The 17,080-nt window shown below is 39.3% G+C and carries 18 protein-coding genes; 9 read left to right on the forward strand and 9 right to left on the reverse strand.

Annotated elements, in window-relative coordinates:
• Nucleotides 1–43 precede the first annotated feature (43 nt).
• Nucleotides 44–217, forward strand: a complete 174-nt coding sequence (locus AC2D3N_RS08790) for a hypothetical protein (protein WP_159451513.1) — start codon at nt 44–46, stop codon at nt 215–217.
• Between the two features lie 123 nt (nt 218–340).
• Here AC2D3N_RS08790 and AC2D3N_RS08795 read toward each other — a convergent pair whose 3' ends face one another.
• Nucleotides 341–979: a hypothetical protein gene (locus AC2D3N_RS08795; RefSeq protein WP_484693384.1), complete on the reverse strand. Its 639-nt coding sequence runs from the start codon at nt 977–979 to the stop codon at nt 341–343.
• Nucleotides 980–1,060: 81 nt separating this feature from the next.
• Entirely contained in the window at nt 1,061–1,915 is an 855-nt protein-coding gene (locus tag AC2D3N_RS08800) for a calcium-binding protein (RefSeq protein ID WP_484693385.1), read from the reverse strand.
• 435 nt (nt 1,916–2,350) lie between these two features.
• Between AC2D3N_RS08800 and AC2D3N_RS08805 the strand changes: the two genes are divergently transcribed.
• Nucleotides 2,351–2,533 (forward strand): CsbD family protein, encoded by a 183-nt coding sequence (locus tag AC2D3N_RS08805; protein WP_079677493.1) that lies wholly within the window; start codon nt 2,351–2,353, stop codon nt 2,531–2,533.
• 102 nt (nt 2,534–2,635) lie between these two features.
• Here AC2D3N_RS08805 and AC2D3N_RS08810 read toward each other — a convergent pair whose 3' ends face one another.
• Nucleotides 2,636–3,769, reverse strand: a complete 1,134-nt coding sequence (locus tag AC2D3N_RS08810; RefSeq protein WP_484693386.1) for an RNA-guided endonuclease InsQ/TnpB family protein — start codon at nt 3,767–3,769, stop codon at nt 2,636–2,638.
• On the reverse strand, nt 3,729–3,863 hold the full coding sequence (locus AC2D3N_RS08815; protein WP_339394347.1) for a helix-turn-helix domain-containing protein: 135 nt from the start codon (nt 3,861–3,863) through the stop codon (nt 3,729–3,731). Before AC2D3N_RS08815 ends, AC2D3N_RS08810 begins: the two co-directional genes overlap by 41 nt.
• Before the next feature lie 180 nt (nt 3,864–4,043).
• Between AC2D3N_RS08815 and AC2D3N_RS08820 the strand changes: the two genes are divergently transcribed.
• Nucleotides 4,044–4,658, forward strand: a complete 615-nt coding sequence (locus tag AC2D3N_RS08820; protein WP_079677494.1) for a GerMN domain-containing protein — start codon at nt 4,044–4,046, stop codon at nt 4,656–4,658.
• A gap of 45 nt (nt 4,659–4,703) precedes the next feature.
• On the opposite strand, the gene accB is transcribed toward AC2D3N_RS08820, so the two are convergent.
• Nucleotides 4,704–5,243, reverse strand: coding sequence for an acetyl-CoA carboxylase biotin carboxyl carrier protein (accB, locus tag AC2D3N_RS08825; RefSeq protein WP_079677495.1), 540 nt, complete (start codon nt 5,241–5,243; stop codon nt 4,704–4,706).
• Nucleotides 5,244–5,360: 117 nt separating this feature from the next.
• Nucleotides 5,361–5,918: an elongation factor P gene (efp, locus tag AC2D3N_RS08830; protein WP_079677496.1), complete on the reverse strand. Its 558-nt coding sequence runs from the start codon at nt 5,916–5,918 to the stop codon at nt 5,361–5,363.
• Nucleotides 5,919–6,050: 132 nt separating this feature from the next.
• Here efp and AC2D3N_RS08835 point away from each other — a divergent pair, with 132 nt between their 5' ends.
• Together AC2D3N_RS08835 and AC2D3N_RS08840 are read left to right on the forward strand one after the other, a co-directional pair.
• Nucleotides 6,051–7,184 (forward strand): peptidylprolyl isomerase, encoded by a 1,134-nt coding sequence (locus AC2D3N_RS08835; RefSeq protein ID WP_484693387.1) that lies wholly within the window; start codon nt 6,051–6,053, stop codon nt 7,182–7,184.
• Nucleotides 7,185–7,270: 86 nt separating this feature from the next.
• Nucleotides 7,271–7,585 carry a hypothetical protein gene (locus AC2D3N_RS08840; protein WP_484693388.1) on the forward strand — a complete coding sequence of 105 codons (315 nt, stop codon included), beginning with the start codon at nt 7,271–7,273 and terminating at the stop codon, nt 7,583–7,585.
• Nucleotides 7,586–7,892: 307 nt separating this feature from the next.
• Here AC2D3N_RS08840 and AC2D3N_RS08845 read toward each other — a convergent pair whose 3' ends face one another.
• A complete protein-coding gene (locus tag AC2D3N_RS08845) occupies nt 7,893–11,396 on the reverse strand; it encodes a GAF domain-containing protein (RefSeq protein WP_484693389.1) in 3,504 nt (1,167 codons plus the stop codon).
• A 17-nt stretch (nt 11,397–11,413) separates the two neighbouring features.
• Nucleotides 11,414–13,369: an AAA-like domain-containing protein gene (locus tag AC2D3N_RS08850; protein WP_079677500.1), complete on the reverse strand. Its 1,956-nt coding sequence runs from the start codon at nt 13,367–13,369 to the stop codon at nt 11,414–11,416.
• A 444-nt stretch (nt 13,370–13,813) separates the two neighbouring features.
• Here AC2D3N_RS08850 and AC2D3N_RS08855 point away from each other — a divergent pair, with 444 nt between their 5' ends.
• The 4 genes from AC2D3N_RS08855 (at nt 13,814) to AC2D3N_RS08870 (ending at nt 16,646) form a co-directional block, all read left to right on the forward strand.
• Nucleotides 13,814–14,704, forward strand: a complete 891-nt coding sequence (locus AC2D3N_RS08855; RefSeq protein WP_484693390.1) for a metal-dependent phosphohydrolase — start codon at nt 13,814–13,816, stop codon at nt 14,702–14,704.
• Between the two features lie 82 nt (nt 14,705–14,786).
• A complete protein-coding gene (locus AC2D3N_RS08860; RefSeq protein ID WP_079677502.1) occupies nt 14,787–15,110 on the forward strand; it encodes a hypothetical protein in 324 nt (107 codons plus the stop codon).
• Nucleotides 15,111–15,120: 10 nt separating this feature from the next.
• The gene (locus AC2D3N_RS08865; RefSeq protein ID WP_079677503.1) at nt 15,121–15,915 is read left to right on the forward strand and encodes a YdcF family protein; all 795 of its coding nucleotides are present in this window, start codon (nt 15,121–15,123) and stop codon (nt 15,913–15,915) included.
• A 506-nt stretch (nt 15,916–16,421) separates the two neighbouring features.
• The gene (locus AC2D3N_RS08870; RefSeq protein WP_484693391.1) at nt 16,422–16,646 is read left to right on the forward strand and encodes a hypothetical protein; all 225 of its coding nucleotides are present in this window, start codon (nt 16,422–16,424) and stop codon (nt 16,644–16,646) included.
• Between the two features lie 52 nt (nt 16,647–16,698).
• On the opposite strand, the gene AC2D3N_RS08875 is transcribed toward AC2D3N_RS08870, so the two are convergent.
• On the reverse strand, nt 16,699–16,923 hold the full coding sequence (locus AC2D3N_RS08875; protein WP_079677505.1) for a ferredoxin-thioredoxin reductase variable chain: 225 nt from the start codon (nt 16,921–16,923) through the stop codon (nt 16,699–16,701).
• Nucleotides 16,924–17,080 lie beyond the last annotated feature (157 nt).

A 17,080-nucleotide genomic window follows, 5' to 3' on the forward strand; every position in this document is an offset into this window, starting at 1 on the left:
ATGAGTATTTGTTAACATTAAACTGTTTAGGAGTTTATGTTTTATGAACAATTTGCCTGACCAACCTCCTGTTGAGCAGTTGCGTGATTTTATAAATCGAGTTACGCAAGAGGCCACAGAATTAAAAACGGATTTTGTTCCTGAAGTCGGAAAAGATATTGGAAAACTTATAGATTTTCTAAACGAAATTAAAGAAAAACTGCCAAGCTCCAATTAACAATAAGTAGGTGGGCGAGAATATCCCGAATATCCCACTATTCCAGCATAGCCGAAAGCCATTTACAGCAAGGGTTTTTCCAATCTACCTAGTTGGGTTTAATTACGCCTACCTACTTAATCTTCACATTTCTGATTTTAAATGATTCAGAAACATTTCAAAGTAGTGCAATTCTGCTGATTTTAAATCTGATTCCTTTCCTTGTTTTTTTATATCTTCTATTGCTGCTTGATAAGGAATAGGATTGCCAATAGAACGAACAGTGATGAAATCTGTTAAAACAAGATATCTACCTTGATGAAGGCTTTTAGAAAGCCATTCCATGTACTTACTTATGTCTTGCTTAAAATTTTCTACCTGTTCCTTTGATGTCAAAAGTTCCTGATATTTTTTTGAGATTGGCTCCATAGCCTGCTCAATCCAACAATTAGCCTTTATATCAACCATATAACCAGCATCATCACAAGCTTTAAATCCCTCATTTATTTTTTGAGCTTCTTGGGCTGTACGGCTGATAAAACCAGTAATCTTAGTTATATCATACTTGACATCTGCATCATCAAGTTTTTTTTGAAAATATTGACATCTTTCAGTCAGTTTTTCAATCTCTTTCTTGCATTCTTCAATCTCCTTGTTTTGTTGCTGAATGATCGTTTCTAAACTATCAATCTTTGCATCCTTTTGAAGTTCGCTTCTGATCCATTTAAACGTATTCGGAACTGAGTTAACAACAGCACTACCAATACCCGATAATGTATTCATGATCGATTCTCCTTTTTTAAAACGGCTTTTCCGTGCTGAGGTTAATAATCCAGCACGGGGAACACAGTATTATACAACTAACTACACATAGTTAAAATAAGCCCCCGATAAGCGTAAATTTTTCACGTCTGAGACAACGCCAATTAACTCATCATTAGGGTCGAAGATATTATTCCGATTGGTGTCTAGGAAAATACCTGTGTCAGAAGCATGGAAAGGAGATGCCCCTAAAACATAGTCATTAGAATTGCCAAACAATTGAATTGTGTCTTGATGTTTTTGAAAATCTTTAATCAGTGCATAATCCTTGACTCCAGGAGACAATGAATCCCCATCATCGTAATACACCTGATTCTTGCCCAAGATGAAAGTATCTTTCTCTCCACCTCCAGTCAGGATATCTATTTCATCTGTTCCGGATGAAGAACCCGTGACGATATCAAATACACCGTCTAGGGTATCATTGCCCGCCCCTCCCACTAGGGTGTCGTTGGATGGATAAGTGATGGACGGTACACCCTGAACACCACCATTGCCCAGTAGAAGATCATCTCCCGGGCCACCTTTCAAATAATCATTGCCACTGCCACCATCGAGGGTATCGTTGCCAGAATCGCCCTCCAGGAGATCATTTCCCAGATCTCCCCCCATACTATCGTTACCAATACCACCAAAAATCTGATCGTCTCCACTTTGTCCAAAAATTCGGTCGTCACCCTGTTCGCCATACAGAGTATCATTGTCCTCGGCATCAGTGGAGCCTCCCCCGAAAATCAGATCGTTTCCTCGGCCACCATGGACGATATCGTTTCCCTCGCCAGGACGAATATCATCATCGCCATTACGTCCAAAAATCTTGTCCTGACCCGATGTGCCGTTAATTAAATCGGGAGAATTGGTTCCTAATATGAGATTAAATTCTGATTTATTTTTCATGATTGCACAATACCTTAATGATTAATGGAAAACGCGCAGTCAATTGATCGACAAAGAGAGCAGAATTAAAACAATATTTAAAAAACCTTTGAAACCAAGAGCTACACTGTCTCGTCTGGTCTAAGCAACGGTAAATTTTCTTATGAATACCCTCACATTCTAGTCGAATAATTGTCGAATAATTATAAATACCTATAATTCTTATATTTTCTTAACTTAACCTTTAGGAAAACATGAGAATGCTGAAAAGCTAAAATCTTGATCCGAACTCATTCATTAATTTTGGATTAATTGAATAGATATCTGTCTGAAGGAAGACTCTTTTTCCTATATTTACTATTAGTATCTGTACAGATAACTAAGCCAACTGTAAAAAAATCAGTGTAGTTCAATTCGGTTTATTTAGCTGGAATCAAGCCAATACGGAGTAAGATCATGAGTTTAGAAAATCGCGTTAAAGCAACCGCAAAAAATATTGAAGGTAAAATTCAAGAAGCGGTGGGAGATGTGACTGGAGATCCCCAAACTCAAGCGGAAGGAAAAGCCAAGCAAGCCGAAGCAAAAGTCCGTCATACGGTTGAAGATGTGAAGGACGCAACTAAAAAAGCTATTGACTAATCAGTGATCAGTTATAAGTTATCAGTTATTAGTAGTTATTAGTCTGTTAGTTGACATCCACCCCGCCGTAAAACGGGCGGGGATTCCATCTATTTCAACAAATCAACCCTTCGACAAGCTCAGGGGACAACTGCTGAAATTCTGGCGGGTTGACGCTTCGCCAAGATGTGCTTTCTTTGCAGAAAGACTGACCTTCTCTCCACGTCCGTTTAGAGTCTCCGAATGTCCTCCGGCGACCAAAATATTAATTGCAGCGTTAACATCTCTATCGTGAGAAATACCACAATTCAAACAAATCCACTCTCTAACATTTAACTCTTTTTTGCCACCGCGAAAACCGCAGCAAGAGCAAGTTTGAGAAGTGGGAGTCCATCTATCAATCACTCGAAAATCACGTCCATACATGACTGACTTAGCTTCTAACATAGCTCTAAAACTACGCCAACCCAAATCAGAAATAGCACGGGCTAATTTTCTGTTTTTAACCATTCCTGAAACATTCAAGTCTTCCAAGACTATTGTTTGATTCTCACGAATAATCTTAGTTGAAAATTTATGAAGGAAGTCGTTTCTAATATCAGAAATCTTAGTGTGAAGTTTAGCTAATTTCTTTCTAGCAACTTCCCTTCTTTTGCTACCTTTCTGTTTTCTTGACAAATTGCGTTGTAATTTCCTTAAACGCTTTAATTGTTTCTTTAAAGGTTGGGGAGATTTAACTTTTTCACCATTACTTAGTGTAGCAAAATCGGTGATCCCTAAATCAATTCCTACTGAATTATTGTTTTTAGGTAATTGCCGAGGATTAAACTCAACTACAAAGCCAACAAAATACCTGTCAGCACTATCTTTGATTAGGGTAACACTAGAAGGTGTTGCGGGTAATTCTCTACTCCAGATTACTTTGATATCACCTATTTTAGCTAGGTGAATGTAACTAGAATCAGGATAGAGTTTGAAGCCGTTATCAGTGAACTTAGCAGACTGTTTAGACTTACGCTTCTTAAATTTAGGTGGCTTAACTTTCTTGCCTTTTCTTTGCCCTTTACAGGATTTAAAAAAGTTGGAATAAGCCTGTTCTAAATCCCTCAAAGACTGCTGTAAGGGAACAGAGGAAACTTCTGTTAACCATTGCTTTTCCTCGGTTTTCTTGAGTTCTGTCAGTCTTTTAGAAAGTTCACTGCTAGAAGGTTTTTTGTTACCCTCGCGATATTGTTCTTGGCAGTAAGCGCTCGTCATCGTTAAAAACTACCCGACAACAACCAAACAATTGAGACATCAGCCTCTTTTGTTGGTTAGTTGGGTAGATTCTGTACCGATACCTGGCTTTCATTGTTTTTGTTGCTCACAATCACTTCTTTAGTATACTCTAAAATAGAATAAAAAGCCTAAGTGGAACTTAGGGGTTTTAAACCCATTTTTCTGATAAAATTATAGTATTATTGTTTTGAGACTGGCTTGGTTTATCCCTAGTCAGGATTTTCTATGTTATGAAATATAAAATTTAAAATCAATGGAAGATCCCCAAAAGACTCGTGTTATTCCCATTGGAATTATGGCAGGAATTGCCGCCTGCTTAATTGCTGTGGGCGCGGGGTTAAGCTGGTGGACATTAAGCTCCCGTTCTCCCAAAGAACCTGTTGTCTCCTCCCCAACCCCAACCTTACCACTGCCCACGACCTCACCATCGGAAACCGTAGAGAAAACCCTAGGGATTTATTGGGTAGAGGATAAAAACGGTCGGTTGGCGATTATTTCTCAACCTGTACAAATTCAAGCCCAAAATGACCCGACGGTATTTTTAAGTATTGCCTTGGATCGATTATTAGCCGGGGTTTCTGACCCGAATCAATTTAGTGAAATTCCCAAGGGAACAAAACTTCTGAACTTAACCATCAACAACGATGACGTTTATGTGGACTTATCCCCCGAATTTACCCAAGGTGGGGGAAGTGCATCCATGACCGGACGCTTAGGGCAAATCGTTTATACCTCTACAACCCTCAACCCCAACAGCAAAGTTTGGCTATCCGTTGCCGGGAAACCCTTAACGGTATTGGGGGGAGAAGGTTTAGAAATTCCACAACCGATCACTCGCTCAATTTTTGATCGAGAATTTAGGTTTTAAGGAGATTTGAGAATGTCTGGATGGCTGGCCATGGGATTTGGTAATTTAATCTGGTTTAATTTTAATTAATGGCTGGCCATATTCAACGGGGGAACCATTCTGAATTAAAATTTCCATTACTTGGCCAGAAAATTCCGCCTCAATTTCATTCATCAACTTCATGGCTTCAATAATGCAAACGCTCTGACCCGTAGAAATGCGATCGCCAATTTCCACAAAAGGGGGCTCATCCGGTGCAGGAGAACGATAGAAGGTTCCCACCATCGGGGAAGTAATTTCGACCCACTTTGATTCCGCCGAAAGGGGTGGAGGAGCAGCCACCGATGGTGTTGCTGGGGTCGATGAAGTGAGAGCTTCCCCAACTGGAGGAACAATCGCAGTAGGTACCACCGGAGACGACACCAACTGTGAACTAACCCCCGCAGCCGTTAATTGCGTTTCCACCGGAGACAAAGCCTGAGATCCGGGCGAAACTTCTTTACGAACGGTCAGTTCAAAATCTGCGCTTTTGAGTGTTAGCTCTGAAATGTTAGTTTTATCGAGATCAGCCAGCAGTTCACGAAGCTGGTTCAAATCTAGTTGCACAGTTGGTATGTCTCCCCTAAATTTGCAGTCTATCTTGATTTAGTCCGTTGGGGTGTGTTTAACCCATCGCCCAACAGCCTAAACCGCTTAAATATGAAATCATAGTTCGGTGAGTTTTCACTCTCGACCTTGGTAGCTATCGGTACGGGTATCAATCCGAATCCGTTCCCCCTTAGTAATAAATAGGGGAACCATAACCTGAGCACCTGTTTCCACAATAGCGGGTTTTGTACCCCCTGTGGCGGTATCTCCTTTGACTCCGGGATCGGTTTCGACCACTTCTAAGGTGACAGAGTTCGGGAGTTCTACTTCCAGAACTTGCTCTCCCCAACGAACCACGTTAACGGTCATGTCATCTTTAAGATATTTAACCCGATCACCAATCTCAGATTCCTTCAAATGGGCTTCTTCATAGGTTTCCATATCCATGAAAACGAAGTCTTCCCCATCTTTATAGGTATGTTTCATTTCGCTTTTTTCCAGGGTCGCTTGAGGAACAGTCTCTCCCGCCCTAAAAGTGCGTTCTACTACACTACCCGTCTGTGCGTTTTTGAGCTTTGTCCGCACAAAAGCAGAACCTTTTCCGGGCTTAACGTGCAGAAATTCTATTACACGCCAGACTGAACCATCTAATACAATCGTGACACCTGTGCGAAAGTCGTTACTGGAAATCATGCAAGCTAATACCTGGGCAGAATAATCGGCATCTAATTGTACCCCTGAACGGGGAACAGAGGATTAATTTTTTTCCCGCAACAACGGGCTAAATAGTGGCAATATCAGTATAGAGAACAAAAGTTAAGATTTATGTTGCATTTGTCCAATTCCATGAGAAACACCTATAAACATTGGTTGAGAACGGGTTTAGTGGCTGTGCTGCTATTTACCCTATCGGTGGGTCTGAGTGCCGCCTGGTGGGAGGGTGACAGTTCCCCAAAACGGGAAAGTATCCTACCCCAAGGCAATGCCATTACCGATGGTCAAGCCCTGTTACGCTATGCTCTGCCCATTGATAACGAAGCAGCGAGAAAAATCCAATCCAGTTTGGAAGGCATTAAGTCCCAACTGCGGGGAAAACGCTGGAGTAATATTAATGGCAATATCACCACCGCTTCTCGGGTTTTAGCCACCAAAGAGGCAGAATTATTGGCCAATATTCCCGAAGAACGCCAGCCCCAAGCTCAAGTATTAGTTGAACAAATTAAACAGGATATTGATAGTTTACGGGCAGCCGTTGAACTCAAAGATACGCAAACCCTTTTATTAACTCAGGGTAAAATATTAGATAACATTGGCACATTAGAAGAATTAATGGTTAAGGAATTTCCCTTTGAAGTTCCCGCCGAATATTCTAATTTGCCCCAATTGAAAGGTCGGGCTACCGTTGAAATTCAAACCAATAAAGGCGATTTAACAGTGGTTGTGGATGGTTATAGTGCCCCGGTGACGGCAGGTAATTTTGTGGATTTAGTGCAACGGGGATTTTATGATGGCTTAAAATTCATTCGTTCAGAAGAATCCTATGCTCTGCAAGTCGGAGATCCTGAAGGCGCGGACGATGGTTTTATTGATCCTAAAACTGGAAAATATCGGGGTATTCCGTTAGAAATTTTAGCCCAAGGAGATCAAGAACCGATTTATAACACCACCTTTGAAGAAATTGGTCGTTATCAAGATCATCCGGTTTTGCCCTTTTCTGCTTTTGGAACTTTAGCCTTAGCCCGTCCAGAAGCCATTCCCGACGGTGGATCTTCTCAAGTTTTCTTCTTCCTATTTGAACCGGAATTAACTCCGGCTGGACTTAATTTATTAGATGGTCGTTATGCTGTCTTTGGCTATGTCACCCAGGGAAAAGAAGTGTTAGAAGAACTGAGAAAAGGAGATGTGATTGAATCAGCAAAAGTGATTCGAGGGGCTGAAAATCTTGTGCAACCCTCTTAATTTAGGGTAAATTATTAACAATTAACAGAACCGATAAACTGTTAATTGTTAATCCCATATTTTGTTTAATTTAGTTTTTATTAATTATGGCTATCCTAGAGTTGATTTCCGTTGCTGGTTTGGGTGTATTAGTAACTTTATTGATTGTTAATTTAGGAAATAGTCGAGAACAACAACGTCAATTAGATTCGGCATTTTATCGATTAGTTGCAGCCCAAGGTGGCAAAGTATCCCTAATTCAACTATCAGCTTTAGCCGGAGTTAGCCCGGAATTTGCCCAAAAATATTTAGATCATCAAGTTCAAGTTTTTGCAGCATTCCCCGAAATTGATGATGAGGGAAACACCTTTTATCAGTTCCCTAAATTGCGTTTACCTCCCCGTTTAGAGCGGGAATGGTAATAGGTAATGGGTAGGGGGAGCAGGGGAGGCAGGGGAGGCAGGGGGAGCAGGGGAGGCAGGGGGAGCAGGGGAGGTAGGGGGAGCAGGGGAGGCAGGGGGAGCAGGGGGAGCAGGGGAGGCAGGGGGGGAGCAGGGGGAGCAGGGGAGGTAGGGGGAGCAGGGGAGGCAGGGGGAGCAGGGGAGGTAGGGGGAGCAGGGGAGGCAGGGGGAGCAGGGGAGGCAGGGGGAGCAGGGGGAGCAGGGGGAGGCAGGGGAGGCAGGAGAAGTAAACTCTTTCCATTACCCATTACCCATTACCCATTACCCATTACCTATTCCCTGTTCCCTGTTGCCTGTTGCCTTGATTAAATTTTTCGCGGAAACTTTTTTCCTGGTGTTTAACGGCGGCTAAAAGTTCAGCATTTTGTAATATTACCCCAACTTGATTATTAAAAACTTGCATATATTTCTGATCATTGCTATCAAAACTAACTCGAAATGCTTCGGGAACTTCCGTATCATAACTTAACACTTGATCATTGTCTTCAAGGGGTTTCTTTTTATTAACTAATTGAGTCACACCAATTAACTCGCCATCGGGGTTCCAAACAGGCATACACAATAAACTACAGGTACGATATCCCGTTTTCTGATCGGTTTTTTTAGCAGTTTCCGAGTCAGGATAATCATATAAATCAAAGGGAATATTCAAAGAAACTCCCATTTCTGCAACTTTTCCCGCATACCCTTGACCTACTTGAATTCTAATTTCTTTTTCTAAACCATCATTAAAAGTAATTTTAGTCCAAAGTTGATTATTTTGCCGATCTAATAACCATAATGTACTCCGATCTGCCATCATTAAATCCTTGGCGGCAGCCATGACTCGTTTGAGAATTTCATCAAGTTCTAAACTACTTTGACTCACGGAACGAGTCGCGGCCATTAGAGCGGCTGCAACTCTTTGTCCTCTGGCGGTTTTATGATAGGAACAAAAACTTTCTAAAATCATCCGAATTAAGGGAGCATTTTCTAAAAATTGTTGTTCATCATCACTTGTAAATCCTTGATGATCGATTTTTTCTGATAAGGGAAGACTGCGATCGCATCCTAATTTTAACTTATTAATCGCTTGCACAACCGTCACTAAAATTCCCTGTTCATTTAATAACGGAAAAGCCAACATTGAATAAGTTCGATAGCCATTTCTCCGATCCTGTTCTTGAGCCGTTTTTGATCTAGGATCATCATAAAAATCATAAGGAATATTCACGACTTTTTTTAATTTGGCAACTTCTCCCACAATACCTTTATCAGCTGGAACTCGAATTTCCAAGGGACAATTTTCTTCACTTTCGGCAATCATTGACCAAAATTCATTCCGTTCTTCATCCAACATAAATATAGTCGTGCGATCTGCATTTAATAACTTTCCTGTTTTCAAAGTAATTGAGCGTAATGTGGCATCTAAAATTTCATCAAACCCCTGTCCATCCATAACTTGATTTAACATAGCTAAGGTTTGGCTAATCACGCCTTGGGGAGTATTTTCTGCGTGTTGTTTCATCGCTTCATATTGTCTGGCATTATATAAAGCTACGCCGACTTGAGAATTAAAAATCTGCATATATTTTTGACTATTAGCATCAAAACTCGCCTCAAAACATTCCGGTGCTGTCGGCCAATCATCGGGTTCATATTCGGGAAATTCACCCTGTTTGCGCCTATTAATTAATTGAGTTACACCAATTAATTCACCATCGGGATTTAAAACAGGCATACACAATAAACTACAAGTACGATATCCGGTTTTTTGATCGGTTTTTTGCGATATTTCCGAATCAGGATGAGCATATAAATCAAAGGGAATATTTAAAGTATTTCCCGTTTCTGCAACTTTTCCCGCAAATCCTTGTCCGATTTTTAATCGCAGTTCTCGAATTGAGCCATCTTCAAAGGGAATTTGTGTCCATAGTTCCTGGGTAATTTTATCTAATAACCATAGGGTACTTCGATCCGCATTCATCAATTTTTTGGCTGCTTTCATCACCCGTTGAATAATTTCTTCACAGTCTAAACTACTTTGATGAACCGTTCTAGTGGCTTCTGTTAGGGCTTCAGAGGCTTGTATTTTTTGGGTTAGTTTATAACTTTCATAACAGCTTGTTAAAATGCGTTGTAAACCGGGAACATATTGTAAAAATTGCTGAGGTTCGATTTCAGTAAATCCAGCTTTATCAATTTTATCTGGAAAAGAATCGGCTAAAAAATGATTTTTTTTAAGTTTATTAACTAAATGAACAAAAGCAAAAATTGTTTGATTATCTTCTCCTAGAGGAAGGGTTAACTGATTATAAATTTGATACCCAATTCTAGGATTTTGGGTTTCGGCAAAAATCGAATACCAGTCCGCAGAATAATCTGAAGTTGTGGGAATCGCTTTTTTATAAATTGTGACTCGTCCGGCGGTTTGATTATTCGCTAAAATTGAAATTTTTGTGGTTTGATTTCCGGTAAATCGGGTACTAATTGACCAAATTTCGTTTTTCTCTTTATCAATAAAATAAATCGTCATCCGATCCACACACATTAATTCTACCAGTTTTAAGGCAATTGAACCTAAAATTTCACTTAAAATATCATCAAATTCTTTCCCTTCCATCTCTCGCAACATGGACAAGAGTTTTTGTTCTTTTTCGGCAATAATTTGATTAAAACTTGGTTCTTGACTCGCTAAGGTTCTTTGTAACCAATTTTCGTTAAAAACCGTTTCATAAATTCGGTTATAGACTTTTAATTCGGTTCCCTGTTTAACCACTAATCCCGATAATCGCAGTTCCATTTGTTCCACAGTAATATCCGTGGGAATACTGCCTTTTTGCAAAATATTTTGATATAAAGTTAAGCGAGATATAATCCGATTATCGGCTTTTAGAATCCGATCTCGAATTGTTTTTAAATGGGGAGGTTCATCTTGAGATTCCCAATTTTCAATAAAACGGGTATGGATTAACTGTTCAACCCAACTCTGGACTTGAGAACTAGGAATATCCAAATATTGAGTATTTTCAATTACTTTTTGATGAATTAGATAACAAAGTTTTTGAGTTAAAAAAGGTTGTCCTCCTGTCCAGTCTAAAATAGTTTTTAGGACTAATTCAGGCTGACTAATTTTCCCAATAAATCCATTGATTAAGGGTTGTACTTCTTGATAACAAAATCCATTCAGTTGAATGGGACGACCGACATTAAAAGGGTTACAGCTTTTATCCTGCATTAAATCATTGGGTGTGGCGACCCCTAATAAGGCAAAGGTTAATAAGGGATATTCGTCACAGGTTCTAATAAATGCAAAGAAATCATCCGCACAAAAATTCAGGCTAAGAATACTATCAACTTCATCAATAAAAATAATAATCGGTTGTTGAATACAGTCTAATAATACCTGTTCAATTAACTCGCTTAACCGTTGAATGGGGGGTAAAAATTCTCGTTCCTGTAACCAAGCTTTTAAATGAATGGGAAGCCGAAAACTGGTGACTAAACGCCTCATAATTCCCGCATACCATTGATCGGGTGTAATATCTTGGGAACCAATTTTTGTTAAATCTACCGCCGCACAAGCAAAACCTTCATCTTGTAGTTGATGTAAAGTTCTGACTCGTAAACTGGTTTTTCCCATTTGACGCGCATTCAAAACATAACAAAATTCTCCCGCTTTTAAGGCTTCATATAAGTCCCGGTCGGCTTGTCGAATCACATAACTAGGAGTATCTAAAGATAGATGTCCACCGACTTTATAATGATAGGTTTGAGTAGATGTTAAATTCATAAAATTAAAGTAAATTATTAGGTTTTAATCATTAAACGATGACCAAAATAGTTTTGATAAAGTTCAAAGCGAGGAGTAACTTCATTTCCTTGCAAATGAACTAAACCTAAACTATGTAATTTAAACGCTAAAATTGATTCTAATTCCACAGGTTGAGGAGAACAAACCACCTGATAAAAAGCTTGGGCTAATTCAGGATGTTGTTGTAAATTCCATAAATGTCGGCGGAGATGGTCGCCATAAATTCCAGCTTCTGTAGGTGCTATTTCTGCGAATTGTTCTAAACTTATGGAATATTGAACCAGATGATAAAGTGCTACTCGAACTAAATAGGGATGTCCCCCCACTATTCTCATTAAAGTTTCGACTTCAATATCTCCCCAATTTAATCCATGTCGGTGTGCTAACTCGTTAACTTGAGTTGCGGTAAATTCGGTTAATTCAATCGGTAAACCGACATTAAATGGAGATTGATTAATGTCTAAAGGAATATAAACTTCTGTAGAATGAACAATTACTAAGCGGAGTTTTTCCCAGAGTTCACTATCTCCTCCTCCATAGTTAGCTTCTTCATACCAAGCTCGGAGTAAACTAAAGAAATCATCGGCAATATTCGGATATTGAAACACTCGATCTACTTCATCTAATCCTAGGACTAAAGGCGTATCACTTTCTGATAACAAATAATCCTCAAAATAAGCTGTACAATTATCTTTACTCCCAAATGTATCACTCCAATAATCGGGAACGTGATGGGCTAATTTTAATTTACGAGTTACTTTAGAACATAACCATTGTAACAGATGATTTAAGTTAGTAAAAATAGATTTATCCGCGTGTTGAAAACTTAAAGGAACCGTGCGATAACCCTGTTCCCGTCCCTGTTCTAAAATTCGCGCCATCAGTGAAGTTTTCCCCATCTGACGAGGTGCTTTTAAACGAATTAATGCCCCTGGATGGGTCATTTCGTGATAACATTGATCTTCATGGGGAACCCGTTTAATATAAAAAACCGATTCTAAACGGACTTGTCCACTGGGTAATTCCGGTTCTGCTACGGGAAGGGGAGAGGGAATTTCCGAGGAATAAAGGGGTTTAATTGAAAGGGGAAAAACCGAGGATATTTGCTGGGATTCTATTGCTAAATTCGGATGTTCTTCGAGTTCCGATTTATCCCAATTTAACCGTAAATTTTGCTGTGGAGATTCGGGAATAGACTCTTGCAAAAAACCCAGAATTTCTTGTATAATTAAGGTCGTATCTTGTTGATCTGTCCAGTTGCGTTGAAGGGTTCCCAATAAATAACTTCTTAGATCATGATTTAAGGGTAAATTAGCTGGACAATTCACCCAAATTGAAATAATTATTGGTAAACGGTGAGAATGAGTATCTTGTAATTCTCGGACTTGACGCAATTCTTCAATCACCATTTCACTAAGGGTTGATTGAGGGGATAACAGTAAAATAAAATAGTCACAGTGTTTTAATTCTGTATCAATTTCAGCTAAAAAATCAGTTTCCTGTTGATTGATTTGAGAGCGGGTGACTTCCCAAGCGGCTGAAAATACCTGATGCCCAACTTGAATTAAAATTGCTTCTAACTGCTGTGCAAAATTAATATTTAACTCAGTATTTCCGTGACTGATAAATACTCGATAAGAATGCGGAGAGAGTTGCAGTAGTTCCCCAGGAATTTGACTCAACCGAACACAATCATCTTGGTTTTGATACCTTTCTACTGCGCCTCTAATTGTTTTTTTTGTAACTTTTTCTCCGAAGGTTTGAGAGATTTTCTGCCAAAGTTTATAGCCAACATATTTTTCAATATAGCTAGGATTTAAAGGATAAATTTCATGGTAACTTTTCCCTTCCCAAGAGCCAATAAAAACCTCCCTTTCTAAATCATTGAAATGCTTACCCTGATGTTCAAAAATCAATTGATCAATCCATTCTAATGCTGCTTTAGCATCCATAGTCTAGTTATAATATATTTAATTTATTCATAAAAAATACTGTGATTAAACTGATGATGTTACAATTTTAATCAAGATTTTTGCACAAACCTCTCCCATCCGTGACCATTATACCCTTTACGCACAGGTACATTTTAATTATAAGTATTAATTTTAATCCCGGTGTGAGTGAAATCACTGAAAGTGTATAGAGAATTGTGATAGAAGTCAATCAAATCTTGGTAATTCCTGAATATTTCTGAGGTTTTATGAGGTTTTAAGGAGAGAATTCAGGATAAAGTATCAACTTAGCCTGGGGGAATTTTACCTGTCGGTAAAAATTTGGCAAAACTAATGAGCTTTTCTGGTTTTCATTCGGTTCAAATTGAATCAAAATATAAGTAAATCCATTCTTGATCACCATTCAATGGAAAATCCCCTCTATCTCTAAGGAAAACCCTCGATATGTGCCACCGAACTCAAACTCTGATGATTCAAGACTGCATTCATCGTTTATACAGAGGTTACTATCAAGTTTACGGCCACCAACAACTTGATTATGCCGACTTGATGGTCGAGGTGGCTAATTTTGCTTTGGAGCGAATTTCAAAAAGTAATGCACCATACCACAATGTTGAACATACGATTTTAGTAGCTTTAACGGGACAAGCAATTTTGCGGGGAAAATATCTCAGCGAAAAAAATGTTTCCCCCCAAGAGTGGCTACATACAATTATTGCTTTATTGTGTCATGATATTGGCTATGTTAAAGGCATTTGTCGTCAAGACAGAATAGAAGACAGAATCTATGCTACGGGAAAAAATGCAGCAGCAATTCAACTTCTACCGGAAACAACTGATGCTAGTTTAACTCCTTATCATGTTGATCGGGGAAAACAGTTTATCCAAGAATATTTTGAACACAATCTCTTAGTTGATATTAACACAATTCAACACTATATTGAGTTAACTCGTTTTCCGGTTCCTAATGATGAAGAACATCGAGGTACCAGCGATTATCCTGGTTTAATTCGGGCTGCGGATTTAATTGGTCAGTTGGCTGATCCAAAGTATCTTCATAAAATGCCCGATTTATTTCAAGAATTTGAAGAAACTGGATCAAATCGACAGTTTGGCTATCATCATCCCGATCATATTAGACAGGCTTATCCAAATTTTTTTAAAAATGTTATAGCCCAATACATTCAAACCGGGTTGCATTATTTAACCTTCACTATGGAGGGAAATGAAATGATCAATCACCTGTATCAAAATGTGGAATTTGCCCAAAAGTATCCCGAAGACAAACCGATTAATTATTGCCCTATTCCTTATCAAAATTCTTCAATTGCTTAAAATAGATATTACACTGTAAATAGGCTGCTAAACCCCATGAATCTATCAGCTAGTCAATCGAATCCACCAACTCAAAAAATATATGTTAAAATCATCAATAGCATTGCGTACAGGATTGGGAACGGGATTATTTTTTACCCTCTGTTTTCTCGCTGTAGGAGATTTGTTACTGACCAGTGTAGAGTTAGGGATTATATCGGGATGGTCTGTAGGCTGTTTAGTCAAATGGTGGCAAATAGATCAGAAACCAGAATCAACAGAGACTTTTGAAATTGAAGCCATTACCGATAATCTTTCCGATATTCTAACGAAATCCAAGCTATTACCACGCCAATCTAAATCAAATCCCCGTCCCACCCAAGCTACAACCCTTTTGGGTTGGATTTTTAAACAAAATAAAAATTAATTTTTTTATCATGTTTCTGTTTTTATCTAAACTTTTACCTTTATTTATTTACCCCTTGGGATTGAGTTGCTTATTAATGTTTGTGGCTCTATTTACCCTGTGGAAATATCCTCGATGGACAGGAGCCGTGATCGGTTGTGCCCTAGTGATTTTATTATTAGGAAGTAGTCGAGGGGTTGCTCAATTATTAGTGGGATATCTTGAATCTCAAAATGTGCCCAAAACTGAACTTCCTAATGCTGCGGCTATTGTTGTTTTGGGAGGTGGGACTAAACCTGCTTTACCGCCACGTCCTTGGGTAGATGTCGGGGAAGCCGGCGATCGCATTTTATATGGAGCCTTATTACATGGTCAGAAAAAAGCCCCTTGGTTAATCTTAAGTGGGGGTAGAATTAATTGGCAAGGAGGGGGTGATCCCGAATCTCAAGATATGGCTAAAATTGCTGAAGCTATGGGTGTTTCTCCCTCGGCAATTTTACAAGATCGGACTTCATTAAATACCTATGAAAATGCGGTGAATGTACAGAATATTTTGAAAGAAAATAATATTCTAGGGCCGATTTTATTAGTGACTTCTGCTTTACATACTCCGCGATCACTATTAATTTTTAAACGTCTAGGAATGGATGTGATTCCAGCACCCACGGATTTTTTAATGATTCCTTCTGAAATTAATCAGGCTCAAAAAACTTGGCAAGGAGTTTTACTCAGTTGGATACCCGATACCCTGTCTTTGCATCAAACCACCCAAGCCTTAAAAGAATATATTGGATTAGGAGTTTATCGGTTACGGGGTTGGTTGTAGTAAAGATGGGGAATGGGGAATGGGCAATAGGCAATGGAAATCTCAACCTATTGCCCATTGCCTATTCCCTATTGCCTCTTGCTATAACTGATTCCTGTGTTGGGGAATGGGGAATGAATAGGCAATGGAAATCTCAACCTATTGCCCATTGCCTATTCCCTATTGCCTCTTGCTATAACTGATTCCTGTGTTGGGGAATGGGGAATGAATAGGCAATGGAAATCTCAACCTATTGCCCATTGCCTATTCCCTATTGCCTCTTGCTATAACTGATTCCTGTGTTGGGGAATGGGGAATGGGCAATAGGCAATGGAAATCTCAACCTATTGCCCATTGCCTATTCCCTATTGCCTCTTGCTATAACTGATTCCTGTGTTGGGGAATGGGGAATGGGCAATAGGCAATGGAAATCTCAACCTATTGCCCATTGCCTATTCCCTATTGCCTCTTGCTATAACTGATTCCTGTGTTAAGGTGAAAGCATTCCTTAATCTAGGATTGTGATCATGCCATTTGAATGGGAACAGACAGTTAAACAACCCGATCAGGGTGTGGTGGCAGCACTCCAAGCTCATCAACTGACCCGTGAGTTTCACCAAGAAGTTGAATATCGGGATGAATTTGCTCAATATTGTTACTGGTATTATCAAACCGCCGCACGCCACCGCCAAGAACTTGAAACAATGCGAAGGGATATTAATATTTTAGGTTGGTTTTTGGGTAAAAAATAGGAGACAAAGAGAAATCATGAATCAAAATTCTCTTGTCCCCTATGTTCTCAAACTATTGTATCAATTCTAACTCATCTTCTCGGAAATGGGCCTTGAATTTATTGCCAAAATCCACAACAATAGGCAAATTCGGGCTAAGGGGTCTTCCCCGCCAGTCGGTAATCACAGATACAATATTTCCTTCAAGTCCCTTAGTATCAAATTCCTGATTCCGATGTTCGGGATGGACATAAACGACAACAGATGTTTTAACAGAAACGCGATCGCCAGCCTTCATAAATTGTAACCTAGTATTTCTTCTCTAACTCCCCGGTAATAGCACCTGTAAGTGTCACTGGTACTCTTATCAGACAGTCTTTCTATATTTGCACAAAATTGCCACAAAACTCGCAGTAGCACAGGAAAATTTTGTTCTGGATTTAGCCGGAGAATCT

Source organism: Planktothrix sp. PLAVEN19ND (genome assembly GCF_057220675.1).